The following is a 26175-nucleotide window of genomic DNA, read 5'->3' as shown; positions in this document are numbered from 1 at the left end:
AAACTATGGGTTTTAACGGTTAATAAAAATCAAACTATTTCATTCTTGACTGCTATGGTTATATTTCTTTGCAGAAAAACAACAAAACACATGCCAAAGCATACTAATTCACATACTTTCCTGGTTTCCTTATCAATGCTAACGGTATTACTAAGTACCCCTTCTACTTCACGATATCCAAGCTTACAACTTTTGTAGTTCTTCTTTCTTAGTAGAGAGGAGAGCTACATCATCTCCTTTGTAAAGCTGATGCTGTCTCCCTAATCAAGCCCCATGCTCTTTCTAAGTGACCTTTAGTCAATTCAGCATGCCCACCTACCAATCTTAGTGAATACTTCCCATTTAGTTTAGTATGGGTGATAAATATTTTACCAGTGGCATTAACATTTTTCAACAACTGCTCATTGAACTGATTTAATCCCTCCTCGCTCATTTTCCCATTATTAAATCGGAAGCATAAAAGATTAACTGGAACTGGAGCCAACATTTCAAAATTATCCGTTTGTTTAATTTCGCTTTCTAATTCCTGTGCCCATTTAATATGATGGTCAATTATTGACCTTAATTTTTCAGCTCCAAATTCTCTTAAAACAAACCATAACTTCAATGCTCTAAACCTTCGGCCTAGTTGGATGTGCCAATCCCTATAATTATTAACCTCCTCATCCGCATCTGTTTTCAAGTATTCTGGAGTGATACTATAGGTTTGTTTGAGTAAATCAGGTTCTTTTACATAATATAAGCTGCAATCAAAATTAACAAACATCCATTTATGCGGATTAAAAACCATGCTATCTGCTAGTTCAAGCCCTTTACTCATCCATCGATGTTGAGGGCAAATCAATGCTGCACCGGAATAGGCGGCATCTACATGAAACCATATATGATATTTCTTCGCGATTTCCCCAATCTTCTCTAATGGATCCACAGCGGTAGTCCCGGTAGTGCCTAAAGCACCCAATACAAATAATGGTTCGTAGCCAGAATCAATATCATTCTGAATTTTCTCCTCTAGCTTTTCAGGAATCATAGCAAAATGCTCATCCACGGGAATTTTGACTAAATTTTTATAACCAAAACCCGCGATTTTCACATTTTTATCTATGGAGCTATGCGCCTGTTCCGAAGCATAAACTCTATATTTTGGCATTCTGAAAAAGCCTTTTTCATTGATTTGAAAATTACTGGCTTTTTCCCGTGCTGTGATTAATGCATTGAAAGTTCCGGTAGAGGCTGTATCCTGAATAGAACCTGTCCAGTCTTTGGATAAACCCAACAGATCACGCATCCATTCCATCATACGGTCTTCCAGTTCGGTTGCGGCAGGAGAAGTGAGCCATACCATGCCCTGAGTACCCAAAACAGACATAATCATTTCACCCAGGATTGATGGCTTGCTTTTAGAGGCTGGGAAATAAGCAAGAAAATTGGGGCTTTCCCAGTGCGTAATCCCGGGCATGATTTTGTCCTCAAAATCTTTAAAAATTGCTGTAAAGTCTTCAGGATTTTCAGGAAACAGGAGGGGTAGTTTCGCTTTTATATCACCGGGCTTTGAATTTGATAAAACAGGGTAATCCTCTACATTTTGCAGGTAATCTGCCATCCAATCCACCATGGAATGTGCATGCTTTCTAAATTCTTCTATATCCATTAAATACTTGCTTAAACCTTATTTTCAAATATACGGGTAAATTAATTATGCAATAAGTCTCAAGGGTATATAAATAAAAAAGTCTCTCCAATTTTAACATCAGAGAGACTTTTGATAAGAAGTGATAATTTAATATTATTTCTTCTTTTTGTATTTTTGGTTGAACTTCTCCACACGGCCTGCAGTATCCAAGAAAATTTTCTTTCCTGTATAAAAAGGGTGAGAAGCTGAACTAACTTCGATTTTAACTACCGGATATTCTTTCCCATCGTCCATTTTGATGGTTTCTTCAGAGGACATTGTTGACCTCGTTAAGAATTTCACGTCTGCTTGAGTATCCCAGAAAACAACATCTTTGTATTCTGGATGAGTATCTTTTTTCATAACTAGTAAATTAAATTATTGATTTCCAACCAATTCTTTTAAAAGGAATGCAAAAATAAGGGAAGGATTTGTTCTTTCCAAACCTCTTCCTGTTTATCCGTGATATATTTTTGGTTAACTTGCAGGCGCTAATTTGTTCACTATGAGATTCCTATTTGTTTTTTGTTTTTCTTTATCTGTTTTCAATGCTTTCTCTCAAGCCGTCAATGCTCCGTTAAATCGTGACTATTATCACCTAATAGAAAGACTGGAAGTAAGAAACGGAACATTTTCAGAAAGCTTCCATGCTTCCATGAAGCCTTTTAACAGAAAAGAAATTGCCCAATTTTTAGATGGCTTAAATACCAATAATTTAAACCGGAAAGATAAGTTCAACTACAATTATTTGAAAAATGACAGTTGGGAATGGGTCGATAGTGCAGACTATAAAAATGAAAAAGGCCTTCTTGGATATATTTACAAGACAAAACCCGATTTTTTAAATGTGCATGAAAATGAATTTGATTTACATGTCAACCCTGTTCTTGGTCTTTCTTTGGGCCAAGAAAGCCTAAGCGATAATAGACTTTTTACCAACACCAGAGGGCTAGAAGTTAGGGGTTTAATTAATAATAAGTTAGGCTTTTACACTTTTGTAGGTGAAAATCAAGTGGTTTTTCCCACTTATGTTAATGACTACATTAGCGATTTTAGCGCGGTTCCGAACGAGGGTTTTTGGAAACCCTATGGTGATAATAATGAAGGGGTCGATTTTTTCACAGCACGTGGCTATATTTCCTTTCAAGCAACCAAAAACATTAACTTACAATTTGGTCATGACCGCTTTTTTATAGGCAATGGGGAGCGTTCACTTATTTTAAGTGATTTTTCCCCAAGCTATTTATTCTTAAAAGCTGAAACCAACATTTGGAAATTGAATTACACCAATCTCTTCGGACTACAAACAGCAGATGTTGTGCTGCGAGGCAATCAATTATCGGGTACTCAAAACAAGTATCCCCGAAAGTTTATGTCGCTTCATCATTTAAGTTATAACATTACCGACAATATCAATATTGGTATCTTCGAGGCTATCATGTCTGGAGACTCCTCGGTTGCACAAAATCCAATTGATCCCATGTATTTTAATCCTATCATCTTCTATCGTGCCTTAGAACAGCAAGATGGTAGTTCGGGAAATGCCTTAGTTGGTATGGATTTCAGAGCTTTATTCTTGAAGCGATTTAGCCTTTATGGACAGTTAGTATTAGATGAGTTCTTGATCGAAAATTTGAGACAAGGGGGCTGGTGGGCCAATAAATGGGCGGTTCAAACCGGGATGAAGTATTTCAACGCTTTCGAAATCCCTAATTTGGACTTACAAGCTGAATATAATGTAGCTCGCCCTTTTATGTATGCTCATGATTCCAATTTCACAAATTATGCAAACTATAAACAATCTTTAGCCCATCCTTTAGGAGCCAATTTCGAAGAATGGGTAGCAACATTACGCTATCAAATTACCCCAAGAATACATTTCCAGGCCAAAGCAGTTCTGGCAGAATTTGGCACGGACACAACGGAAAACAACCATTTCGGAGGAGATATTTTTAAGGCCAATAATGCTCGATACAGCCATATCAATCCTGATACCGGACGCAGATGGCAGTTTGGGCATACTATAGGACAAGGGGAAAGCAATAATTTAAAGTTTATTAAAATGACATTAAGTGTAATGCCGTATCATAATCTATTTCTTGATTTGAATTACAGTATAAGAAATCAGCAAAGTGAGTTTGGCAATAATAGCAGTGAGAATAGATTTTATGGAATAGATTTACGATGGAATATCCCCAAGCGTGAAAATCTGTTTTAAAGCGTCAAAGCCCGTAAAAACATAAGGTTCTATTTTACTTAATAATTCCAACTTTCCAACCCTTTTGCGTTTTTGGTTGTCTTTGATTTAGAAGGTTTTGGTTGAAATTGAAATCTTTCTGTGGATGGCTGGTTACCGTTCATAGTTTTATGGTTGTAGGCGAAAAGGGTAGCATTGCTGCCCTTTTCTATTTTACAACAATTATACTATTCTTTATGATACCAAACATTGCTTTTTGGTCTATTGGCTCTTTCTTCTTTGCTACTTCTTTTAAAAATCCCTTTATCAAAATATACTTTATAGGAGAAAGAGGGTAGGAAAGGGAAAAAGCTTCTTTGATATAATTTTAAAGGCTCATCTGAATAGTCCAATTGTCCCAAACTAAAATCCGTATTCCCATCAACATGGTAATAATTAAAATATGGGTTTTGACGACTATAAGCATTGTAAATTGAGAAAGTCCAAGTAGCTCTGTTGCCTCTTTTAGTTAATTTATGATAGTTAAAGCCTAAATCTAAACGGTGGAAATCCCGCATTCTGCCGGAATTTCTTTCTCCATAAATTAAGGTCTCTCTTTCAATCTCCGGATTAAATGGGTCCGGAGAATTACGAAGCCCAACCGCCGGAGTAAAAGGAAGACCTGTTTGATAAGTCCAATTAGCAGAAAAATCCCATTTATCATTCATTTTTGTACTCAGGTTTACATTGAATATATGAGGTCTGTCATATTCAAAAACATAAGCATTGCCATTATTAATTTCAGGAAACTGATATTCTGTTTTAGATAAAGTATAAGAAGCAAAACCTGTCCATCTTCCTTTTGACTTTTTTAGCATCGTTTCCCAACCCATGCTTTCACCTTTTCCTCCACTTGTGATTTTGTTTTTCCAATTGGAATCACCTAATACGGCTGCTACTCCTTCTTTGTAAGTAGTCAGCTTATTCAACTCTTTATAGTAAATAGCGCTCTCCATTTGCCAATTACTTTGCTGGAAATTTGCTTTATAGCCTAAAGAATATTGAGTAGATCTGGAAGCTGGTGCCTCTTCATCGGCTGGAATCCAAATCTCATTTGCGCCAATGTCTCCGGTTGTGTAAAGCAAATGTGCGTATTGGTTTGCAGCGGTAAATCGAGCTAATAACCATTGGTTAGAGCTAATGCCAACTGCTAACTGCCCTCGCTGGACAAAATCAAAATCTGAATACCTATCATTTTGATAATAGTTGAATCTTCCTCCAACTTTTAATGAACTATTTTCCCAGAAATCTATGTGTTCGTCAAAATAAAGTGCCCCTTCTAAAACGGGAATTATTTGATTTTCTGTAAGTATATTCTGTGCATTAGTATTGTTGGGTTGATGGGTTTTATAAGAAACTTGTGCGCCAAAATGCGTGGTTAAGGAATTACTATTAAAATATTTCCAGTCTGATTGCAAGCGGTTATCCATCAAAGAAGACTGGAAGCGATTATCAAAAGTCGGTTCTTTATTATCTTCATCTTCAAAATAAAAACTGTTGTTTTTGAGTCGATAACGAACTACTGACAAGCTGTTTTCGCCTACTAATCGTGCATTGGGTTTATATTTCCATTGCAATGCACCCAACCAATTCCCCCAAACAGTTTGTAGCCGACTTTTACCTACTGTATTGGGAATAGTGGAAGCAGATTCAGCCCATAAATTTAAATAGTCATCGCCTTGATAAAAATTAGCTGATAAGGTATGCTTATCATTTAAATTATAAGTGAATTTTCCATTGAAATCATGAAAGCCATAGGCAAAAGTAAAATCATTGCCCTCAGAAAGTGTTGTTCCTAATGCCATCAATCCGTCAATCATTGTTTTTCTTGCACTCAGCATATAAGTTGCTTTTTTATTGAGCGCTGGTCCTTCCACCATTAAGCTTGTTGCCATAGGACCGATACTGAAATTCCCTTTAAATTCTTCAGCATTTCCTTCATATTGAGAAAGACTGATGATAGAAGATAATTTTCCTCCATATCGAGCAGGAAAACCATCTTTGTAAATTTCCATTGAATTAATCATGTCAGGATTGAAAACAGAATAGAAACCTCCTAAATGATTAACATAAATCAGCGGTATATTGTCGATCATGTATAAGTTTTCACCTGGACTTCCGCCACGAACAATCAACTGACTACTTCCTTCATTCTGGGCAGTAATTCCAGGAAATAATTGCACTGCTTTTAAGACATCTGGAGCTGCACCTATAGTGGGAATATTGGTAAAGTCCTTTGATTTAAGCTGGGTCATGGGCTGGAAAACATCTCTAACTCCCATTACTTTGACTTCTTTTAAATTCCCATCCATTTGAAGATCAACGAATATACTCTGGCTGTTTTCATTAACTTCAAGTACTGGGCTTTTGTAGCCTGCATAAGAAATTCTAAGAGAGTCATTAAGCTTTGCATTTAAGGCAAAATAGCCATTATGGTCGGTAATGACTCCTTTTTTTGTTTTGACATTGATAATATGCGCACCAATTAATTTCTCTTTGCCAGTTGCATCCCTCACATATCCTGAAACATTTACTTCTTGAGAGAAAGCATGCTCAAAACTGAATAACACAAATAAACTCAAGCAAAAGGTCGTAATCCTAATCATTGGTTGAAATAATTTTCGGTTCCGGAAGGATAGATAGTGTCTGTTTTTATATAAGAATAGCCTGCATTAATCCCATAAGCCCCATCAATATTATCAAAATTGGAAATAGCGGTTTGGTTTCCTGAACCTATAATGGGGTATCGACTATTTTCATATTGATAATTTTGCTTCATGAATTCATAATATGCTTCATTAAGTGTCCATAATTCAACCACTAAGGGGTAATTTTCTCCAACCCATACACCGTTTACATTAGTTTCACCAGCCTGATAATTCATAAAAACCTCTTGACTATTTCCGGTCATTAATTCATTAGTGAATAACGGAAACGGAACTCCTTCATTCAATAAAATGGGGTCTTCAATTTTGAAGATTTCAAATCTATTGTCGTCAATCTCTTCAATTTCAAAGTCATATTTTTTTTCCAAAAGTCGAATATTAACATAAAAATAGTTCTTTGCGGCATTATTAGGAACTTCTATCTTAATAGCTGGGTGAGTCACTCCTTCATCATCCACACCCGCCACATCAATATGTTCTATACTTAAAATGGGTTGAGGTGGGGGTATCATTTGATTGAAACTTGTTTTGAGTACTCCTGAAGCATCAAATAACTCAAAGTTATACTCTTTAGCTGTTTCAATCTGTTGATTTAATTTATAGGTGGCTGAGTTTTCATCATAACTCAACTCAAAAGTTTCATTTTCAACCATCAGTTGAATCAATGCATCTTCAACTGGCGGATTTCCCTCACCATTTACGGAAGTGGTTTTGGTTATTTCTACTTCTATGCTGTCCCCTGCAATCATGATATTATTAATGACCCAGTGATCATTAAATTCCGCGAAATCATCTTCCAATAATTTGGTGCAGCTTGAAATTCCAATTATTAAAATCAGAAAGACACTTAATAATATATTTCTCATAATTTAAAACTTTATACTTAAGCCATATCTAAAATTAGCGGGAGATCTGTAATTATATTCCACATAAACACCCCAGTGTTTATAAAGATGGTAAGCTAAGCCAGCTCCAATGTCATACTCAAAAAAGTTTTCTCTTTGGCGTAATGCATCATTAGGAACCGGAGAATATCTACCGCCTAACTTTGCATTGATATATAAATCTAACCGAAAACGATGTCCCTCAGAGAGCAAAATTTGTAAAGGGTGGATATTGGTTTGAAAACCATAATGAAATGCTCTATTTTCTAGGCCTGCGGTATATGGTTCATTATTGAAAGGGTTGATTCTTGTGACAAGGTAATAATCTGAGTGGGTAGATAAATAAGAGCCTACTTCAAGAAATTTAGTAATTCCTCTATTATATTCTATTTGAAAATAATGTATTTTTTGAAATCCTACATAGTTAAAATAACTATGTGAAGCTTTAATATTAGTTCTTCCTTCCAATCCATTTTGAGCCAAGGAATTGTTAACGCAAAGGGCAAGAAAGGCAATAACTATTAAGGTTGAATAGAGCTTTTGGTTCATTATATAAAATAAACCTCAAAGCTATATGATTTATTGTAGGAAATTGTAGGAAATAGAAAAAAATCATATCGAAAATGGTCTTCCGACATGATTTTATATTTTTACCATTCCAGTGGAACTTCCATCAGCAACATTTCTGCATCTGCATTGGCTTTAATCGTTACTTCTTCCAAATTTATTAAGCCAATGCCGTCTCTCTTTTTTAGCTTTTCGTCCTCGATTTCTACTTCACCTTCTAATAAGAATAGAAAAAGGCCATTACCTTTTTTCTTCATCTCATATTTCTTCTCAAAGCCTTCCTCAAAATCAGCTAAATGAAACCAAGCGTCTTGCTGAATCCAAGTGTCTACCTCCTCTACATTAGGCGAAACAACCATTTGAAAATTATTTTTTCTTTCTTCCATCGGATAGCTTACTTGACCATATCTTGGCTCTACATTTTTCTTATTAGGAAACACCCAGATTTGTAAAAATTCAGTACCAATATCATTGTTAGGATTAAATTCTGAATGCGTCACTCCTGTTCCTGCTGACATCACCTGTACATCTCCCTGCTTAATAGTCGATTGGGTTCCCATACTGTCCTCATGCGCCAAATCTCCGTTTAAAGGAATAGAGATTATTTCCATATTATCATGTGGATGTTTTGGAAAACCTGTTCCACTCGTAATCTTATCATCGTTTAAAACTCTCAATGCGCCAAAATGAATTCGATCAGGATTGTAGTAAGATGCAAAACTAAAGGTATGATGAGTATCTAACCAGCCATGATTAGCATGGCCTCTTGATTCTGCTTTATATATTATTTTTTCCATAATTTTAAATTGTATGTATATACATGTAATTACGGGCTACACAAAAACTTGTGTCATTATTGATGAAAATAATTTTTTATTTATCATGAATTTTAGATTGGCAAATGCACTTATAGTATAATCTTACTTTTCATGATTTTGAAACTATACCAATTATTTAAAAGAAGTCGCAATGAGCACCTTTGTGAAGGAAAATAAAACCACAATTACAATATATCGGAACTAACATCCTCAATATAAAAATGAAAGATCTCCTCAAGACTAAAAACAAGTGATCAATGGGTACTTTAGTAAATCGGCCAGTAAAAAGAGGGCTTCGAGAGCTTTAAATTTTTTGCATCGATACCAGTATTATTAACATCCAACATTAATAAAAAGAGACCAAATATCACTTTTTCAAAATCCACTTGCCAAAACAATATTATTTATTAAAATTATTTTATAAATTAATGACTTAGAAAAAAACCATAAACAATGAAGATGTACTTAAAATCAATTGTAATTGTAGCCTTATTGGCTATTGTAGCATGTAGCCCCGAAAAGAAAGATAAAGAAGAAAGTAATTCTGAAGCTTTTGAAAAAGCTCAAGAAGAAGTAAAAGAGAAAATCTCTGGTGTAGTAAAAGAAATGCCTGCACCTTCGGAGATTCCATTTTTATTAATGGAGACAGGAGCAAGCCTTGATGAGAGTCTGATCCATAATGTCAAAAATGTAAGTAACTATAGCAGTAACAATAATGAGGCTGCTGTAAACTTAGGCGTTTACTCCACTGATATAGCCTATTTGAGTGCATATGAAAAATCACAAAAAGCACTAAACTATATCACTGAAATTAGACCTTTAGCAGATCAATTATCCTTATCGGGTTCATTCGATCCTAAAACGGTAGAAAGATTTGAAAGCAATTTATCCAATACAGACTCATTGGCCATGATAGTAAATGAGGCCATTAATAATGCTGATGATCACTTAAGAAAAACAGATCGACCAAAAGTTGCTGCACTATTGCTAGCCGGCTCTTTTATTGAAGGTTTATACATTGCTACGGCATTAGTTGAAAATTATCCTAAAGATTTACCTGACAATGCACGAAAATTAATTTTAATCCCATTAGTTGATGTCATCATTAAGCAGGAAGAACCACTAATTGATTTGATCGAGCTATTGGAAAGTGTTGAGCAGGACGAATATATTAAAACACTTGTTGCTGATCTAAAAGTATTGAAAGAAGAATACAAAAAACTAAATGTACAGCAATTGATGGATGAGGGGAAAGGTTCTGAATTGTTGGAAGATGAAACTTTAGACAACATAACAAATCAAATGGGTAAAATCAGAGATGATGTAACCGGATGAAATTAAAATAGACATAAATACTAAAGAGGGTACGAGAGCATGTTGAATTGCAGTCTCTGCCCTTTTTTTCTGCAAAAAAACCAAGTCAATCCCCACTGTATTTCAAACTAAGCCATGAGTGAAAATTTATTAAGAGCCTTATTGGAATTATTCGCAATAGTTGCAAAAAAAGGTACTGTAACAGAAGATGAACGGAATAACGTAAGAAGTTTCTTATCAGAAAATCTATCTGAAGAATCCGCAGAACGTCATCTGAAAATGTTTGATGAATTTACTGAGGCTTCATTCAGTGACAGTAACGAAAAAATTGATAAAATATGCCATAAAATAAATGAGGAATTCACTTATCCTCAAAAAATCATTCTCGCTTTGCAACTCATAGAACTTATTTTAGCAGATGGGGAAATAGCCGAAGAAGAGACTCAGATTTTAGACCGGGTAGCCGAAAAAACTAAACTCCCACTTGAAATCATTGCCTATATTCAATCTTTTGCGCTGGCAAAAAACATCGAGGATTTTGAATCCGACAAATTCCTAATTGTTGCAGAAGATGATGCTAAAGTGCCGGAATCAACTTATTATATACAGGAAAATCACTTAGATGGCTTCCTATCAGTTTTAAAATTATCTGGTACAGAAATGTATTTTGTGAAGTACATTGGCAATGCTCAATTGAACATGAACGGCATTCCGCTTAGAAAAAATACCATCACCCTGTTTCCTTCAGGAAGCACTATTAAGGGTGAAAAATCTCAAACCGTATTTTATAGTGATGTTGCAAGTCATTATAAAACTGACGATAACACTCCCAATATTTCTTTCTTAGCTGAAGATATCAGCTTTACTTTTCCAAATGGCCATATTGGCTTAAATAAGGTAAATATCGCTGAAGAAACGGGAAGATTAATAGGCCTAATGGGTGCCTCAGGTTCCGGAAAATCCACTTTGCTCAATGTTTTAAATGGAAACGAAAGACCTTCCAAAGGAAAAGTAGAAATCAATGGCATAAATATTCATGATAACCCTATTGCAATCAAGGGAACCATTGGTTATGTTCCCCAAGATGATTTACTGATTGAGGAACTAACTGTTTATGCAAATCTTTTTTATGCGGCTAAGCTATGTTTTGATGACAAAACATCCGGAGAAATAGAAGACTTGGTTTCGAGAACTTTAGCTTCCTTAGGATTATCAGAAACAAAACATCTAAAAGTGGGCTCTCCACTTGACAAAACCATAAGTGGCGGACAAAGAAAAAGATTAAATATTGGTTTGGAACTTCTAAGAGAGCCATCAGTACTTTTTGTAGATGAACCCACTTCAGGCCTCTCTTCCAGAGATTCAGAAAACATTATGGACCTTCTCAAAGAGTTGAGCTTAAAGGGAAAAATGGTTTTTGTGGTTATACATCAACCATCATCGGATATATTTAGGATGTTTGATAAATTAGTGATTCTGGATGTCGGGGGCTTCCAAATTTATTATGGAAATCCAGTGGAAGCGGTACTGTATTTCAAAAATCAAATTGATACGATAGATAAAGATCAAGCCGCTTGCATTGAGTGTGGAAATGTAAATCCAGAGCAAATCTTCAATATAATTGAAACCAAAGTGGTGAATGAATATGGAAAAGCCACGGATGAAAGAAAAATAAGCCCTAAAAAATGGTTTAGCTTATTTGAAAAGCAATTATTAATTCCCAAAATGAAGGATCCTGATCCTTTACCCAAACCTGAATTACAAATTCCTAGTTGGCTTAAACAAATAAGTCTTTTTTTTAAAAGAGACTTTAAGTCAAAGCTTGCCAACCGTCAGTACCTACTAATCAATTTATTGGAAGCTCCCATTCTAGCTATATTGCTTGCATATATTATTCGCTTCTACCCAGAAAATGAAAACAATCAGTATCTTTTTGTCGACAATCTTAATATTCCAGCCTTCTTCTTCATGAGTATTATTGTTGCACTTTTTATGGGGCTTACTGTGAGTGCCGAGGAAATCATTAAAGACAGGAAAATATTGAAAAGAGAGTCCTTTCTGCATTTGAGCAGGAGTAGTTATCTCTTTTCTAAAATTGGAATTCTATTTTTATTTTCAGCAATTCAAACTTTTACTTATGTCATAATAGGCGATTTAATTCTTGAGATTGACGGCATGAGCCTTACGTATTGGGCGATCTTATTTTCAACAGCCTGCTTTGCTAATATGCTAGGGCTAAATATTTCTTCAGCTTTTAATTCCGCCATCACCATTTATATTCTAATTCCCATTTTATTAATTCCTCAATTGATTTTAAGTGGGGTTGTAGTAAAATTTGACAACCTGAACCCACAAATTACAACTCCTGATAAAGTTCCATTGGTTGGTGAATTAATGGCTTCCAGATGGGCTTTTGAAGCCTCCATGGTTGCTCAATTCAAATCAAATGAGTATGCAGCGCCATTTTTTGAGCTTGACCAACAAATGGCTCAATCGGAATATAAAACAGTATATTACATCCCAAGATTAAAATCTAAACTAAACTTTCTGAGTCAGAATTTAGATGATAATAGCTCACAAGAATTTAGTGAAGCAATTGAAATCTTAAAAAGGGAAATCGGTTTGGAACTGGAAATTGTAGGAAAGGACAAGTTTGATGCCTATCATAAATTGTCAGTGGACAAATTTGACAAATGGACAGCTGAAAAAACGCAGGGCTTTTTAAATACCTTAAGTAGGTTTTATAATAATTTCTTCAATGAGGCCAACGCTAAAAAAGAAAAAGCAATCTATATGCTCACTTCCAATCCTGAACGAAAAGCTCGTTTTGAATACCTTCGAGATAATTACTACAATAAGACGGTTGCCAACTTAGTTAAAAATACTAATGACCCTGATAGGATAATTGAATATGATGGTAAATTAATTCAAAAAATCTATCCCGTTTACATGGATCCTCAGCCAGATCATGCTTTGGATTTCAGAACGCAATTCTACGCTGGCTAAAAATATTTTGCAGGATATATTTTTAATACGCTGCAATTTAATTTGGCAATTATATGGCTGATGAGCATTATACTTTACTTAACACTTTATTATGATGTCCTAAGAAAAATAGTCACTTTTAAGAAGCTCTTTTAAACAAATACTTTGATTATAGATTGAAACTGTAAGAATTTTTCAAATATCTTGAAGCAATTTTAAATAGGTCAAAACGAATTTCTAATATTGACAGAATAAATACTCATGAAAAATATCATATTCATTTCCGCATTAATACTCTGTTTTGCTTGTCAGTCAAAGGAAAAATCCGATGAACAAAATGAGAATCAGCAACCAGAAACTCGGGAAGCCCCTGTTTTCAAGCCTGAACATTCTGACGCTAAAGCTGTTGAGCTAGCCGATAAGGTTCTAAAAGTTCATGGGGGGCAAGAAAATTGGGATAACACCCGCTACATTGCTTGGAATTTCTTAGGCGCTAGAGATTTAATATGGGATAAATATACCGGAAATGTAAGAATAGATTTTCCAGGACAACAATCTACTTATCTAATCAATATTAATGAAGATACTGGTCGCGTAAAAATTGGTGACAGAGAACTCACCAAAAGTGATTCTTTGGAGAAGTATATAGAAAGAGGAAAGCAGATCTGGGTCAATGATTCCTATTGGTTGGTTTTTCCATTCAAGTTTAAGGACCCAGGCGTTCAATTAAAATATCATGGTAAGGACAGTACCTTAAGTGGGAAAGATGCCGAAGTCATTAGCTTAACTTTTGAAGACGTTGGTTTTACTCCTCAAAACAAATATAAAGCCTATATCGATCCACAGAGCCATTTAATTCTACAGTGGGATTTTTATAGGAACGCTGCTGATAGTGCTGCAAGTTTTAGCAATGAGTGGACAGGCTATCAAAAATATGGAGAAATTCAATTGTCTTCAGGTAGGGGAGAAAGGACTTTAGGAAATATTAGAGTTGCTCAAGAATGGGAGGATGAGGTTTTTAAGAAATTCTGATAACTTGAAATGAAGAACATCAAAAAACCCACAACAGAATTCCGTTGTGGGTTTTTATTTGTGATCAGATTGTAAGGACAATTATCCTTTCAAAATAGCTCTGCTAATTACTAGTTTTTGAATCTCAGAAGTACCCTCTCCAATAGTACAAAGCTTAGAATCTCTGTAGTATTTTTCTACTGGGTAATCTTTAGTGTAACCATAGCCACCAAAAATTTGAACTGCCTCAACTGAGTTTCTTACCGCTACTTCTGAAGCGTAATATTTAGCCATCGCAGATTCTTTATTAACGCTTTTCCCTTTATTTTTCAAATCTGCCGCTTGGAAGGTCAATAATTTCGCGCCTTCTAATTCCGTTGCCATGTCTGCTAATTTGAATGCTATTCCTTGAAAGCTTGAAATCGGCTGATTAAATTGATGTCTTTCTTTGCTATAAGCCAAAGCCGCTTCATAGGCGCCTTCTGCTATTCCTAAGGAAAGTGCAGCAATGGAAATTCTTCCTCCGTCCAGTACTTTCATCGCTTGAATAAAGCCCTGTCCAACTTCTCCTAAGATATTATCTTTATGTACACGGCAATCTTCAAAAATCATTTCTGCTGTTTCCGAAAGTCGCATTCCTAATTTATTCTCTTTTCTACCACCTTTAAATCCTTCCGTGCCTCTTTCTACAACAAAAGCAGTCATACCGTGTGAATCTCCCGTTTTCCCTGTTCTCACGATTACCACGGCAACATCACCGGAAATACCATGGGTTATCCAGTTTTTAGCACCATTGATTACCCAATAATCTCCGTCTTGCACAGCAGTAGTTTTCATATTCCCGGCATCAGAACCGGTGTTCGGCTCTGTTAAGCCCCAAGCACCAATCCACTCGGCAGTAGCCAGTTTTGGCAACCACCGCTTCTTCTGCTCATCATTCGCAAACTGCATGATATGACCTGTACAAAGAGAATTATGTGCCGCCATAGAAAGTCCTATTGAAGGGTCTACTTTAGCTAATTCCATAATGGCTGTTACGTATTCTTCATAACCAAAACCTGCGCCACCGTATTCTTGAGGAACGAGAACACCCATTAAGCCTAGGCCTCCTAATTTTTTCATCACATCAACAGGGAAATGTTGTTCTTCATCCCATTGGTCACGATGCGGGGTAATTTCTTTAGCTCCAAAATCACGCACCATTTGCGCAATCATTTCCTGGTTTTCATTCAATCCAAAATCCATAAATATTGTGTTAGTCGTTTCCTGAAATAAGTGCAAATATAGCTTAAAATAGCTTAACTACCCAACTAACATTCGTTAGGGGGAAAAGGTTGGGTTTAATGGCAAATTATGTGGATAAAGGAAAACTAGAATTAATAAATAAGCCTCCATCTAAAGGCCCATCTCCAACCCAATTCGTAATTTTTGATTCCTGCTAATTTCAAAATATCCTTCCAATCCTTTTTTGAAAATGCTCTCCACACTGAAAGACAAGCATCATTTTGCACCATAGTCGATTTGCTAAAAAAATGGGTAATCCATTTAATGGAATAATAGGCGAAAGAGTGGCGATGCAAATCATTGATAATCACTTTCTCTGATTGTGCTTGAAACTGTATTAAGAGATTGACCAATTCTTTTTGAGGAAAATGGTGAAGAAAAAGTGTACAGCAAATCACATCAAACTTTCTGTTTTTAAAGTCTTCTAAAAAAATGTTTTCCGCATGAAATGCGATTTCAGGATAGCCTTCGCAATGCTTTTGGGCATAAGCAACCACATTAGGATTGGCATCAAACCCATGCAGTCGAATTTTAATATTCTGAGTTCGGCACCATTTGGCTATTTTCAATAATATCTCTCCGCTTCCACAACCTAAATCCGCTATTTGCCATTCTCTATCGGGATGTTTTCTGAGCGTCTCTTTTACTGCACTTAAGGTAATAGCATTTCCGCCCAGCCAATGATTGATAATATCCAATTCTTTAAGCGCCCGATAAAGGGCAGGGCTATCATCGGATAAGTCATCCATGATTTCTACTTCTTCCGACCGATAGGATAAATCAACTTTTGTCATTTTTCTACACGCTCCAATAGCATACTTTCCATCGTTAGGCCTGGGCCAAAGGCAAAGCTTAACACTTTATCTCTAGGTTGAATTTTATTCCACATTTCCTGCAAAACAAAGAGTACTGTCGGAGAAGACATATTGCCAAACTCCTTCAAAACCTTATAAGCAGATTCATTAATTTCCTTGGGTAGCTCTAGGCCTTTTTCCACTGCTTCCAAAATCCTCTTTCCACCTGGATGAATAGCAAACTGATTAATATCCTTTAGAGTTAGTTGCAATTTTTCCATCAATTCCACACCTAATCTAGCAATATTTTGGGCAATTACCTCCGGGACATAACTGCTTAATTTCATTTCAAAACCTAAGTTTCCAATATTCCAAGCCATCTCTTTTTCTGAATCGCCTTCCACAACGCTTTTAAAAGCTTTCATTTGCAATGCTTGCTCGGTTTTTTCATTACTGACTACCACTGCTGAAGCCCCATCTCCAAAAAGTGTATTGGCTAATAAATTGTCTTCTGAAAAATCAGATTGAAAATGAATGGTGCACAACTCCACACAAACGATCAAAACTTTAGCATTCTGTTCGGAGCGACAGATGTGATGGGCGGTCTTGAGGGCATTAAACGCAGCAAAACAGCCCATGAACTGTATAGACGTTCGTTCAATACCTGAATTCAATCCTGATTTCTTAATCAATTGGATATCCAAACCCGGAGCAAACATGCCGGTGCAACTGACTGTTACTAAATGTGTGAAATCTTTGGGATCATATTGCTGAAAAACGCTTTCAAGACTTTTTTGAGCTAACGGCAACGCATGCTGCTCAAATAATTTCATACGATCAGCTGTGCTCGGCAGTAATTTTCCATTATTCAATTGCGGATAAAATTTCCAATCTCTATCATCTGCAAATTGATAGTCAGGAATAACTGTATGTCTCTTTTCAATACCTGACATTCTAAAAATGGCCCGTAACTTACGGCTGTTTTCCTCATTCAAATGCATAGCTTTTTGCATAAAGCCGGCTATATCATTTTGGGAAATACTAATCTGCGGATTGGCAGGAGAAATCAGGTTAATGTATGGCATATATTATTCTTGAATGACTATATTAAGCAAAAATTTTCGATTTTGTTTATGAAATAGTCATAAACAAAAACATGTCAACCTAATTTGAAAAACAGAAACAAGATTTCATGTTCCTGTGGATTGATAAACATTAACAACTCCAAGGCTTCTCTCGAATTTTTGAGAAAGGCTGGCTATTAAAAAACATTTAAGTACGTATGAAAAAAGCTATTCATATCCTTCAGCATCTAAGGATTCCTTTTTCCTTCTTTCTATTGCCTGTTTACATTTTTGCTTTAGGAATAAGTCCAAATTTAGGAGAAGATAGAATTATTCTAACTTTTGTGATTTTGCATTTTTTCATTTACCCCGCCAGTAATGCCTATAATTCTTATTTCGACAAAGACGAAGATAGTATAGGCTTAATGAAAAAGCCTCCTCCTGTTTCTATTGGCTTATATTATACAAGTTTGATTTTCGATTTTATAGGAATTGCCTTGGCTTGGCTCATCAGCATGGAATTTGCGTTATTGGTTTTTGTCTATGGTTTGGCTTCAAAGGCATACAGTCACCCCGGAATCCGTCTAAAGAAGTATCCTTGGGTAGGATGGTTAGTGGCTGGTTTTTTTCAAGGCGTTTTTACTTTTTATATGTCATATGTCGGTATCAATGATTTTGGATGGGAAATTGCCTTGAAATGGAAAGTGATATTACCTGGCTTATTAACTTCTGCTTTTTTATGGGGCTCCTATCCCATGACTCAAATTTACCAACATAAAGAAGATGGGAAGAGGGGCGACAATACGCTTTCCATAGTATTGGGCATTAAAGGAACCTTTCTGTTTACCTTGGTTACTTTTCTTCTAGCTACTCTGGGATTTGAATATTACTTTTTGAATTACCATAATGAAAAAATGGGTATTGCCTTTTTGCTTTTTATGGCGCCTACAGTCATCTATTTTCTAATCTGGTTTGCTTTGGTTCATAGAAATGAAAAATATGCAAATTTTGGTTGGACTATGGGTTTAAATTTAATTTCTGCTCTTTGCTTGAATGCTTTCTTTGTATATTTCTTTTTGCAGATAAGTCATATAGGGCAGTTGAATTTGTGATTTGAAAAATTATAAACTCAAATAAAATGAATATTAAGTACCTTAATTCGAAAACACCACAACCCCTAATTGTAAATTAAGCCCTATAAAAGCTCCGATTTCGCCTTGAGTGAACTCAAGACCAGGTTCAAATGCTAAATCAATATTAAATTTTTTAAAGAATATCCTTTGTATTCCATATGCTAACTGTACATCCAACACTGCCGGCCCTTGTGGAAATGCTTGTGCATTAGTTAGAAAAAAAGAGGTATGATAAAAGCTGGCCGAAAGTCCTAAGTAATTTGCCGCATTAAAATTTACATTTTTACCTTTTATAGCTCTCATTCCCAGATTATGATACAATCGAGGTTGCATTTTTATTTGGGGTGTTAAAAGATAATAATTATCCACTCCGTAGAAAGTTCGAGAGAATGAACCTCCTCCAAAAGCACCAAGCAGACTTATGCTATTATATAAAGAAATATTCTGATTTAATTTCTTCTCATATGATAGGCCTACAAGTGACGGCAACCCGGTTTCAATTTTTATCAAATGATCAGAAACGCTTACTTGCTCTCCTTTGTTTAATGAATTTGGCTTATCCTGTGATTTTAATTGAGTAAAGGTAAAAACTAAAATAGCGATAATGCCTAATGCTTTCTTCATTTTTAAATAGAGTTAATAGTTTAAGTATAAGTTCATCCTGTGAACTTTAAAATTAAGAAATTAGTACATAAAAATAAATCGACTATGAAAATTTCTAAACCTATGGTGCTAAATCCGTATAACTTAACATACTAAAAATCTAAAAACATTATTATATGAACATATTAGTAATAGGAGCCAACGGAAAAATTGGCCAGAAAATAGTTAATAAAATTCATAGCAACTCACCTCACGATGCCATAGCCATGGTAAGAAAAGAATCTCAAAGAGAGCAATTTGAGAAAAAAGGAATCAAGACGGTTTTAGGTGACTTGGAGGAAGACTTCAGTCATGCCTATGAAGGAAATAATGCCATTGTTTTCACGGCAGGAAGTGGTGGACACACTGGGGATGATAAAACAAAAGCGATTGATCAGCAAGGTGCTATTAAAGCAATTGATTTAGCTGTACAGCATAAATTTGATCGCTTTATGATGGTAAGTGCTTTTGGTGCCGATTTTAGTCCATCAGAATGGCCAGAAAACATGGGAGCCTATTACCATGCAAAGTCAGCAGCTGATGACTATTTACAACAGACCGGTTTGAATTACACAATTCTTAAACCAGGCATGTTAACTGATGACGAACCCAAAGGCAAAGTAGATTATGGTGAAAGAACGGACGAAAGAGGAGGCTCAATACCAAGATGGGATGTTGCAGATGTAGTGGTTAAGTCCCTAGAAGCTGAAGAAACCTACAGAAAATCCTTAGAATTACTTTCTGGACCGTACCGTATTGAGGAAGCAATCGAAAAAATCTAAACTTTGATTATGACTTTTCCAAAGTAACAAGCTTTGGAAAAGTTTTTACTTTCTATTCAATAGCTCTTCATAAATCAAACTTTGTATAGCTCCCTTTAACTCAATACCTCATGTAAAACTCGAAGAGATTTAATTTCCTTGAACGAATGACTGTGAATTTGATAGAACTGAATCAACACGTTTAGTAATTGTTGTCTTTGTTCTGCTGTAACTTTTAAATCATAAGTTAGGTCATTATCTAAAAGTTCTTCCAGTTTGAGCATTTCATCTGGTCGTAATTTAATTTGATGATATTGAGAAAGTTCATCCATTATCTCCACAGCTCCAGAAGGTTTGAACCCCAAATATGAAGACAGCTGCGCTAAAAACTGTAAGTGAAAATTCACATAGCTTTCCTCTTTCTGGTCAAAATATGTGAAACTATCATGTATAAATCCAAACATCATCGGGTTTTCATCTTCCTCTCCTCGCAAAATATGATTCAGAAATTCCGCCAAGAATAAACCGATTGAGGATTTTATAATTTCATAAGGTATTGTCCGGTAGGGTGGGTTCACTTTTATTTCCGACATACGGTTAATCCTACTATTTGATTTTTTGTAAACCACTAAGTCCAATAATGTCAAAGGCTGGAAAATCGCCATTTTATGTTTGGCTTTAGCTTTTCGTACCCCATTTTCGATATACGATTGAATCCCAAATTTTTCGGTGTAGATCTGGATGATCAAGGAGCTTTCCCCGTATTTTACATGCCCTAATACTATGCCTTTGGTTTTGTGAAGCATGGCTTAAGGCGTTACCGCAAATTTCGTTTGAAAAGTTTCAGTTCCATCTGCATTAATAGAAAAAACTAAATAGACTCCACTTTTGGCTCTGAATCCACTATAATTGTCTAAATCCCATGAGAAGGTACCTCCGTTTGCTTTCCCTTTATGAATGAGGTTTCCAGCAATATCCGTAATCATAACTTCATTGTTGTAGGCCAATCCACGAATGCTGACTGTACTATTAATTGATAGCCGGACGGGATTTGGGAAAACCTCCACATTAGAATGGTTGGCTCCTGCTCGAGTTGCATCTGTTCTGTAAGAAAGAAATTGATTGGAAGAGGTAATGAATAGCTCACCATTTAGAGGGTTGACTACCATTTGCTGTATATTGGTATTTATAATGGGGCTGTTCGACCTCCTGAGGTGAACAATATTTCGCTCAATATTTTCGTCAAAAAGCCACAAGCCATCTCGTGTACTCATCCATTTCCTGTTGCCACCATCGACTACCACATGATTAACAGGAATTCCATCAAAAAGGAAAAAGCCTTCAAAAATAGGCTGAGATGCATCCACATTGTCACCGTCCAGCACTCCTTGAAAACGATTGAAAAATGCAACACCACTTTCAGTGGCAATCCACAGCTGTCCATTTAAATCCATTGCTAAGTCCTTAATTCGGTTATTGGGTAAATTCCCATTTCCCAAAACAGTAGTAAGTCTTCTTTCTAGTCCACTTTCGGGATTGAAAACAAACACACCAGAAGTGGTCGCGATGTAATGGTCGCCATTGGGCACGATTAAATAATCACTTACTGTTGTACTAGCTGGTAAATTAATTTCTACCAAGTTCTCTGTTTCGGGATTGAAAACTGCATAAAGATTATTTTCGGTCTTCACTAAAGCCCAATAGCTAGCTTGAGGGCTTTCGGCTAGACTAACCCAGTCTGAAATTAAAGAAATATCAATGTCAAGTGCTACAATATCTTCAGTGTCCCAGCTAAAAAGTCCATCTTCTTTACTGAGGAAAATTCCATTTCCAGAAAGCAAATCCAGTGCAACGTCTTGAAAAAAAGCTAAGTGATTACCACCAACATCCTTTTGGATATAAGTCCAACTCCCATTTTCAAAATAGGAAAACCCAGGGGTAGTTTCTGCTAAATGAACTGTATATTGTTCTAATTGATGAAGACTTTGAGTTCTGCCTTTGGGCCCTTGAGGAATTAGACGTTCTTGAGCACCATCTTGAAAGCGAATTAAGCCTAAAACTTCATCTGCCAAGAAGAATTGATTTTCAACAAATACAAAATCATGAATCTGCACAGCTTCATTTACACTAAAATCTAATACAAAAGTGTTTTCCCTCCATCGAAAAAGCTCGGATCCCGATGATAAATATAGGCTTTCATTAATAGAGTTTAGTTTCTCAATTGGACTTCCCAATCCGAAAACTGACTGCCAGCTTCCATTCTGTCGTTGGTAAATACTATCGTTCGTCCCTAATGCAAAAAAATCCTCTTGATAAAAAGCGGTGCTTTGGATAGCTACTTCTCCGTTTAAATACTCTCTTTCCCAGTTTTGAAAATCTTTTAAATTGAGATTACTCCGTAAATCTCCAATCAAGAATCCATTTTCAGTACTTAGATAAAGCTTTTCTCCATCGCTACTAATTCCATTAATAACAGTAGTTTCTCCATTTTCCCCTAAATCTAAAAAAGCATCAATTAATTCGTTTTCCTCAGCATTATATAACACCACTCCGAAATCTGTAGCTAAATAAACAATTTCCTCTACTTGTACAGCTGCATTGATTCTTTTACTGCCCCTAAGTTCTGACTCAAAAAGTTCATTGAAAGTTGTAATGGAAAGCTCCTTATCCAATACATCCATCAAACCATCGTCATAGGCTATGAGTAAAACATCGTCAATTTTCTTCAGCATGCTAATGTTAAGGCTACTTAATCCATCAGTGGCGCTTAAGGTATTGAGACTTCCATCATCTTGATCGAAATAAAATATACCGTTCGTGCTAGCACAGAAAACTTTCCCATCGAAAATCGACACATTTTTTCCTGTAGAATAATCTGCATGATTTCTCCAGCTACCCATGGGTATGTCTTGCGCCACGAGACAGAAACCAAATAATAAAAAACATGAAAATGAAAGTGCTTTCAGCATAGCTCTTTAGGTGCAGTGAATATTGTTTTCAAATATAATAACTGAAAATTAAGATGTTGTGGTATTTTGATTAGTAGTTATTTAAAAACCTAACTAATGAACTAGGAGCCATGGAAACACTTCCGGCATCTAGGCTCATATTTATCTTTTTCCCCCAGCATGACTTTCTGTTTTTCATCACTCAGGCGATAAGAGTAAGAGGCTATTCCTCCGCATTTTACGCAAATAGCGTGGACTTTTGTGACATATTCTGCGGTAGCCATTAATTCGGGTATCGATCCAAAAGCTTTACCGCTAAAATCCATATCTAAACCTGCAATGATTACCCGTTTACCCTGATTTGCGAGAGCATTAACTACATTAACTATCTCCGAGTCAAAAAATTGGGCTTCATCAATTCCTACTACTTCTGAATTACCGGAAAATAATAAGATGTCTTCTGCGAAATCCACGGGAGTAGATCGGATTGCAGTTTTGTTATGAGAAACAACTTCTGTTTCATCGTAACGCTTGTCGATTTTCGGTTTGAAAATCTCCACTCTCTGCTTGGCGATTAGCGCCCGGTTTAATCTACGTATTAACTCCTCAGTTTTTCCGCTGAACATAGAACCACAAATCAGTTCTATCCATCCTTTGCCTTTTCCTCCTTCTTCTCTCCCTATATGTGGCTCTACAAACATTTCTCAATAATACATTTATATGCTTAAAACCTGTCAGGTTTCTCCTTTTTTCGAAGTATAAACTTATTTACTATATTTCTACATTTGATTACATGAAACCTGACAGGTTTCATTAACCAAATCTTTCAATCTGAATATTCCATGTGAGGAAACTTATTTCGCTCTGCCACTTTTATCTTAATATCACCCACTACAACTGCTTGGCATGCTAATCTTTCATTATTCTTTAATCTATTCTGGTTTCGAAATCTTTCCTCTGCGGACGTCAACTGGCCCAAATTTTCCATTCCTTGCTCCACTATCATTTTGCAAGTGGTGCACCTACCTTTTTTTCCACAGGCATGCATCCAATCAATAAAGTTTTCGTGTATAATCTCTAATGCTCTTTTTTCTGTGCTATTAGTGATTATCTTGCGTTCATAAAGGTTAGAAATCTCAATTTCAGGCATAAGAATAAATTGCAAAAAAAGTAAAATAAATAATGGAGAGCAAATTAAATCATCAGGCAATTGATGCTTATAGCAAAGCATTAGCAAAACAACTTTGTCAAACTTTCTTCAGCAATTCATCTCATATTAGCGGAAAAGAGATTTTAGAACTGAGCCCCAACAAGCAGATCAATTTAATGGTGCTCAAAAATCTTTTCAAAAAATGGAAAAAAGAGAATGCAAAGTTGCAAAGTCCTTACTTCGATTACCATAGCGATGAGGTAAAAAAAGCCATGAAGGACTTCATGAATACGCTCTCCCGTCATATCTATGTTAAAAAAGAACATTTCGAACCCTTATTAAAGGAGTCCATCAAAGATAGTGTTTTACTAGCTTTCTCCCCCTATGATTTTTATTCTAAGGAAATTAACCAGAGAGATGATAGTCGATTACGTCTATCGGATCTGAAAGATTTAAAAAAGTATATTAAGTTCAACGATTTTCTTTTAGATGGCCTTATTGAGAATTTCGAATCGCATAAAGAGCAGGTAGTTTTCAATGATACTGCATTTGAAATGTTTAATGAAGTCTGCAGCAATGCTGATGAACAACCTGCTGATATTCAACCCCTTTTGTCTGAGTTTTCCAAAACTTTGCCGCTTTCAATTGCCGATGTTTACTTAGAGGAAGAAAAAGAACATCCTGGTATGCTAAATGAAAAACTGCAAAGCAAGGAGAAGCAAAGCCTGGCAGATACGCTCGCGAAAAGCGGTAGAAAAAGCATGATGAAAATGCTGACTCTCAATCAGCGGTTTATGTTTGTGAACGAATTGTTTGATGGCAAGCAAAATCAGTTCCTCTCTGCTGTAGAGCAAATTGACAATATGGAAAACCATAAAGAAGCATCATCCCATATTAAAAAATCATTCGCTGATAAATATAATTGGGATATGGAAACTGAGGAAGTGCAAGAGTTTATGGAACTAGTGGAAAAGCGATTTGGAAGGTAATAAGTCTGGTGCATTCTTTTAAACTTCATTTTTTTTCAAAACATTCTGTGTTACTTTTGCATTATATTTAATAAATCTAAATAAAATGAAGCGCGCGATTTACCTATTCATGTCAGCATTTGTCTTCTTTTCTTGCAGTTCACAGGAACAGGTCACAAACAAAGAGGTCGTAGAAAACTATAGCAACATTGTCTACGCGAATTATCAGGATGTACATACGCATGCAATTGCACTAAGAAAAGTAATCATAAGTTTCCTTGAAAACCCAACCGAATCAGGGTTTGCAAAAAGCAAAGAAGCATGGATTTTAGCGAGAAAAAGTTATGGCCAATCCGAAGCCTTCCGTTTTTATGGTGGACCGATAGATGGAGAAAACGGTCCGGAAGGACAAATAAATGCATGGCCATTAGATGAAGCATATATAGACTACGTTGCCGCTGAAAATACCAATGTTAATATCATCAATAGCCCAGAAAAATTTCCCGAGATAACGACAGCATTCATTGCCTCTATGAACGAAAAAGGGAGTGAAACTAATGTTAGCTCTGGTTACCATGCAATTGAATTCTTACTCTGGGGCCAGGATCTAAGTGATGGCCCAGGGCCGGTCAACGGACGTATCTAGATTATATAGAAGGAGAGAAAGGAAGTGCAAAAAATGCTGATAGGAGAAAAAAATATCTGCTTGAAACAGTGAATTTACTGATCAAAGACTTGAATTCAGTCATGGCAGGATGGGAGCCAAACCAACAAAATTACCGTGCTAAATTTGTAGCAAACCCAGATCAATCTATAGAAAAAATTGTATCTGGTCTTGGCAAACTAAGTAAAGGAGAATTAGCAGGAGAACGAATGTTTGTGGCTTACGACTTACGATCCAAAGAAGATGAGCATTCTTGTTTTAGTGATAATACCCATAATGATATTGTGGCTAATGCTAAAGGCATTGAAAACGTCTTCTTAGGAAAATATCAGTCTTTTACAGGGGAAAATAATATATCAGGCCCGAGCATATTTGATGTGTTAAAACAAAAAGACCAAGTATTGGCAGATGAATTGAAAAAAACGATTGCCACAGGAATAGCTGAAAGTAAAAAGATTGAAGCTCCATTCGATCAGCAAATAAAAGAGGAGAGCGGGAGGGCGCAAATTGCCAAGACCATAGGCTTATTTCGAAAGCAAGGAGATCTGTTAGCCGCAACTGCTAGCAAATTTGGATTCCAGTTTGACCCTGAAGCAATATAAACCCGAGCTGTA

At 36.0% G+C, this 26175-nt stretch carries 23 protein-coding genes; 9 read left to right on the top strand and 14 right to left on the bottom strand.

Annotated features, from left to right (window positions below; translation table 11 throughout):
* Window positions 1–229 precede the first annotated feature (229 nt).
* A complete protein-coding gene (locus Q3Y49_RS05805; protein WP_303271344.1) occupies window positions 230–1651 on the bottom strand; it encodes a pyridoxal phosphate-dependent decarboxylase family protein in 1422 nt (473 codons plus the stop codon).
* 135 nt (window positions 1652–1786) lie between these two features.
* The gene (locus Q3Y49_RS05800; protein WP_303271343.1) at window positions 1787–2035 is read right to left on the bottom strand and encodes a type B 50S ribosomal protein L31; all 249 of its coding nucleotides are present in this window, start codon (window positions 2033–2035) and stop codon (window positions 1787–1789) included.
* Window positions 2036–2177: 142 nt separating this feature from the next.
* On the opposite strand from Q3Y49_RS05800, the gene Q3Y49_RS05795 reads away from it, so the two are divergent.
* The gene (locus Q3Y49_RS05795; RefSeq protein WP_303271342.1) at window positions 2178–3890 is read left to right on the top strand and encodes a capsule assembly Wzi family protein; all 1713 of its coding nucleotides are present in this window, start codon (window positions 2178–2180) and stop codon (window positions 3888–3890) included.
* A 206-nt stretch (window positions 3891–4096) separates the two neighbouring features.
* On the opposite strand, the gene Q3Y49_RS05790 is transcribed toward Q3Y49_RS05795, so the two are convergent.
* The 4 genes from Q3Y49_RS05790 to Q3Y49_RS05775 form a co-directional block, all read right to left on the bottom strand.
* Window positions 4097–6514: a TonB-dependent receptor gene (locus tag Q3Y49_RS05790; RefSeq protein WP_303271341.1), complete on the bottom strand. Its 2418-nt coding sequence runs from the start codon at window positions 6512–6514 to the stop codon at window positions 4097–4099.
* Window positions 6511–7440, bottom strand: coding sequence for a DUF4249 domain-containing protein (locus Q3Y49_RS05785; protein WP_303271340.1), 930 nt, complete (start codon window positions 7438–7440; stop codon window positions 6511–6513). Before Q3Y49_RS05785 ends, Q3Y49_RS05790 begins: the two co-directional genes overlap by 4 nt.
* 3 nt (window positions 7441–7443) lie before the next feature.
* Window positions 7444–8007, bottom strand: coding sequence for a putative outer membrane beta-barrel protein (locus Q3Y49_RS05780; protein WP_303271339.1), 564 nt, complete (start codon window positions 8005–8007; stop codon window positions 7444–7446).
* Between the two features lie 101 nt (window positions 8008–8108).
* Complete coding sequence (locus Q3Y49_RS05775) at window positions 8109–8822, bottom strand: pirin family protein (RefSeq protein ID WP_303271338.1); 714 nt, start codon at window positions 8820–8822, stop codon at window positions 8109–8111.
* 474 nt (window positions 8823–9296) lie between these two features.
* On the opposite strand from Q3Y49_RS05775, the gene Q3Y49_RS05770 reads away from it, so the two are divergent.
* The 3 genes from Q3Y49_RS05770 to Q3Y49_RS05760 all read left to right on the top strand — a co-directional run bounded on the left by Q3Y49_RS05770 (window position 9297) and on the right by Q3Y49_RS05760 (window position 14174).
* Window positions 9297–10178 (top strand): hypothetical protein, encoded by an 882-nt coding sequence (locus Q3Y49_RS05770; protein WP_303271337.1) that lies wholly within the window; start codon window positions 9297–9299, stop codon window positions 10176–10178.
* A 114-nt stretch (window positions 10179–10292) separates the two neighbouring features.
* Entirely contained in the window at window positions 10293–13163 is a 2871-nt protein-coding gene (locus tag Q3Y49_RS05765; protein WP_303271336.1) for an ATP-binding cassette domain-containing protein, read from the top strand.
* Window positions 13164–13403: 240 nt separating this feature from the next.
* A complete protein-coding gene (locus Q3Y49_RS05760) occupies window positions 13404–14174 on the top strand; it encodes a hypothetical protein (protein WP_303271335.1) in 771 nt (256 codons plus the stop codon).
* A gap of 81 nt (window positions 14175–14255) precedes the next feature.
* On the opposite strand, the gene Q3Y49_RS05755 is transcribed toward Q3Y49_RS05760, so the two are convergent.
* The 3 genes from Q3Y49_RS05755 to Q3Y49_RS05745 all read right to left on the bottom strand — a co-directional run bounded on the left by Q3Y49_RS05755 (window position 14256) and on the right by Q3Y49_RS05745 (window position 17316).
* Window positions 14256–15398 carry an acyl-CoA dehydrogenase family protein gene (locus Q3Y49_RS05755; protein ID WP_303271334.1) on the bottom strand — a complete coding sequence of 381 codons (1143 nt, stop codon included), beginning with the start codon at window positions 15396–15398 and terminating at the stop codon, window positions 14256–14258.
* 131 nt (window positions 15399–15529) lie between these two features.
* Window positions 15530–16231, bottom strand: coding sequence for a methyltransferase domain-containing protein (locus Q3Y49_RS05750; RefSeq protein WP_303271333.1), 702 nt, complete (start codon window positions 16229–16231; stop codon window positions 15530–15532).
* A complete protein-coding gene (locus Q3Y49_RS05745; protein WP_303271332.1) occupies window positions 16228–17316 on the bottom strand; it encodes a type III polyketide synthase in 1089 nt (362 codons plus the stop codon). Before Q3Y49_RS05745 ends, Q3Y49_RS05750 begins: the two co-directional genes overlap by 4 nt.
* 197 nt (window positions 17317–17513) lie before the next feature.
* Here Q3Y49_RS05745 and Q3Y49_RS05740 point away from each other — a divergent pair, with 197 nt between their 5' ends.
* The gene (locus tag Q3Y49_RS05740; RefSeq protein ID WP_303271331.1) at window positions 17514–18407 is read left to right on the top strand and encodes a UbiA family prenyltransferase; all 894 of its coding nucleotides are present in this window, start codon (window positions 17514–17516) and stop codon (window positions 18405–18407) included.
* 42 nt (window positions 18408–18449) lie between these two features.
* On the opposite strand, the gene Q3Y49_RS05735 is transcribed toward Q3Y49_RS05740, so the two are convergent.
* Window positions 18450–19052 carry a hypothetical protein gene (locus tag Q3Y49_RS05735; protein WP_303271330.1) on the bottom strand — a complete coding sequence of 201 codons (603 nt, stop codon included), beginning with the start codon at window positions 19050–19052 and terminating at the stop codon, window positions 18450–18452.
* A gap of 155 nt (window positions 19053–19207) precedes the next feature.
* On the opposite strand from Q3Y49_RS05735, the gene Q3Y49_RS05730 reads away from it, so the two are divergent.
* On the top strand, window positions 19208–19852 hold the full coding sequence (locus tag Q3Y49_RS05730) for an SDR family oxidoreductase (protein WP_303271329.1): 645 nt from the start codon (window positions 19208–19210) through the stop codon (window positions 19850–19852).
* A 95-nt stretch (window positions 19853–19947) separates the two neighbouring features.
* Here Q3Y49_RS05730 and recO read toward each other — a convergent pair whose 3' ends face one another.
* The 4 genes from recO to Q3Y49_RS05710 form a co-directional block, all read right to left on the bottom strand.
* A complete protein-coding gene (gene recO, locus Q3Y49_RS05725) occupies window positions 19948–20637 on the bottom strand; it encodes a DNA repair protein RecO (protein ID WP_303271328.1) in 690 nt (229 codons plus the stop codon).
* Between the two features lie 3 nt (window positions 20638–20640).
* Window positions 20641–22800, bottom strand: coding sequence for a type IX secretion system anionic LPS delivery protein PorZ (gene porZ, locus Q3Y49_RS05720; RefSeq protein ID WP_496559697.1), 2160 nt, complete (start codon window positions 22798–22800; stop codon window positions 20641–20643).
* A gap of 101 nt (window positions 22801–22901) precedes the next feature.
* Window positions 22902–23480: a thymidine kinase gene (locus tag Q3Y49_RS05715; protein ID WP_303271326.1), complete on the bottom strand. Its 579-nt coding sequence runs from the start codon at window positions 23478–23480 to the stop codon at window positions 22902–22904.
* Between the two features lie 125 nt (window positions 23481–23605).
* Window positions 23606–23929, bottom strand: coding sequence for a 2Fe-2S iron-sulfur cluster-binding protein (locus Q3Y49_RS05710; RefSeq protein ID WP_303271325.1), 324 nt, complete (start codon window positions 23927–23929; stop codon window positions 23606–23608).
* 32 nt (window positions 23930–23961) lie between these two features.
* Here Q3Y49_RS05710 and Q3Y49_RS05705 point away from each other — a divergent pair, with 32 nt between their 5' ends.
* The 3 genes from Q3Y49_RS05705 (at window position 23962) to Q3Y49_RS05695 (ending at window position 26163) form a co-directional block, all read left to right on the top strand.
* Entirely contained in the window at window positions 23962–24918 is a 957-nt protein-coding gene (locus Q3Y49_RS05705) for a DUF8457 domain-containing protein (protein WP_303271324.1), read from the top strand.
* An 85-nt stretch (window positions 24919–25003) separates the two neighbouring features.
* On the top strand, window positions 25004–25543 hold the full coding sequence (locus Q3Y49_RS05700) for an imelysin family protein (protein WP_303271323.1): 540 nt from the start codon (window positions 25004–25006) through the stop codon (window positions 25541–25543).
* 5 nt (window positions 25544–25548) lie between these two features.
* Window positions 25549–26163 (top strand): imelysin family protein, encoded by a 615-nt coding sequence (locus tag Q3Y49_RS05695; protein WP_437439980.1) that lies wholly within the window; start codon window positions 25549–25551, stop codon window positions 26161–26163.
* The last annotated feature ends 12 nt before the right edge of the window (window positions 26164–26175 follow it).

It is taken from the genome of Marivirga harenae (genome assembly GCF_030534335.1).
GTDB classification, from domain to species: domain Bacteria; phylum Bacteroidota; class Bacteroidia; order Cytophagales; family Cyclobacteriaceae; genus Marivirga; species Marivirga harenae.
This window is presented reverse-complemented; position numbering and strand designations above follow the sequence as displayed.

Excerpts from the sequence above, each read along its gene's own strand:
- Q3Y49_RS05805 (WP_303271344.1), bottom strand. The coding sequence starts at position 1,651 with ATGGATATAGAAGAATTTAGAAAGCATGCACATTCCATGGTGGATTGG.
- Q3Y49_RS05800 (WP_303271343.1), bottom strand. The coding sequence starts at position 2,035 with ATGAAAAAAGATACTCATCCAGAATACAAAGATGTTGTTTTCTGGGAT.
- Q3Y49_RS05795 (WP_303271342.1), top strand. The coding sequence starts at position 2,178 with ATGAGATTCCTATTTGTTTTTTGTTTTTCTTTATCTGTTTTCAATGCT.
- Q3Y49_RS05790 (WP_303271341.1), bottom strand. The coding sequence starts at position 6,514 with ATGATTAGGATTACGACCTTTTGCTTGAGTTTATTTGTGTTATTCAGT.
- Q3Y49_RS05785 (WP_303271340.1), bottom strand. The coding sequence starts at position 7,440 with ATGAGAAATATATTATTAAGTGTCTTTCTGATTTTAATAATTGGAATT.
- Q3Y49_RS05780 (WP_303271339.1), bottom strand. The coding sequence starts at position 8,007 with ATGAACCAAAAGCTCTATTCAACCTTAATAGTTATTGCCTTTCTTGCC.
- Q3Y49_RS05775 (WP_303271338.1), bottom strand. The coding sequence starts at position 8,822 with ATGGAAAAAATAATATATAAAGCAGAATCAAGAGGCCATGCTAATCAT.
- Q3Y49_RS05770 (WP_303271337.1), top strand. The coding sequence starts at position 9,297 with ATGAAGATGTACTTAAAATCAATTGTAATTGTAGCCTTATTGGCTATT.
- Q3Y49_RS05765 (WP_303271336.1), top strand. The coding sequence starts at position 10,293 with ATGAGTGAAAATTTATTAAGAGCCTTATTGGAATTATTCGCAATAGTT.
- Q3Y49_RS05760 (WP_303271335.1), top strand. The coding sequence starts at position 13,404 with ATGAAAAATATCATATTCATTTCCGCATTAATACTCTGTTTTGCTTGT.
- Q3Y49_RS05755 (WP_303271334.1), bottom strand. The coding sequence starts at position 15,398 with ATGGATTTTGGATTGAATGAAAACCAGGAAATGATTGCGCAAATGGTG.
- Q3Y49_RS05750 (WP_303271333.1), bottom strand. The coding sequence starts at position 16,231 with ATGACAAAAGTTGATTTATCCTATCGGTCGGAAGAAGTAGAAATCATG.
- Q3Y49_RS05745 (WP_303271332.1), bottom strand. The coding sequence starts at position 17,316 with ATGCCATACATTAACCTGATTTCTCCTGCCAATCCGCAGATTAGTATT.
- Q3Y49_RS05740 (WP_303271331.1), top strand. The coding sequence starts at position 17,514 with ATGAAAAAAGCTATTCATATCCTTCAGCATCTAAGGATTCCTTTTTCC.
- Q3Y49_RS05735 (WP_303271330.1), bottom strand. The coding sequence starts at position 19,052 with ATGAAGAAAGCATTAGGCATTATCGCTATTTTAGTTTTTACCTTTACT.
- Q3Y49_RS05730 (WP_303271329.1), top strand. The coding sequence starts at position 19,208 with ATGAACATATTAGTAATAGGAGCCAACGGAAAAATTGGCCAGAAAATA.
- recO (WP_303271328.1), bottom strand. The coding sequence starts at position 20,637 with ATGCTTCACAAAACCAAAGGCATAGTATTAGGGCATGTAAAATACGGG.
- porZ (WP_496559697.1), bottom strand. The coding sequence starts at position 22,800 with ATGCTGAAAGCACTTTCATTTTCATGTTTTTTATTATTTGGTTTCTGT.
- Q3Y49_RS05715 (WP_303271326.1), bottom strand. The coding sequence starts at position 23,480 with ATGTTTGTAGAGCCACATATAGGGAGAGAAGAAGGAGGAAAAGGCAAA.
- Q3Y49_RS05710 (WP_303271325.1), bottom strand. The coding sequence starts at position 23,929 with ATGCCTGAAATTGAGATTTCTAACCTTTATGAACGCAAGATAATCACT.
- Q3Y49_RS05705 (WP_303271324.1), top strand. The coding sequence starts at position 23,962 with ATGGAGAGCAAATTAAATCATCAGGCAATTGATGCTTATAGCAAAGCA.
- Q3Y49_RS05700 (WP_303271323.1), top strand. The coding sequence starts at position 25,004 with ATGAAGCGCGCGATTTACCTATTCATGTCAGCATTTGTCTTCTTTTCT.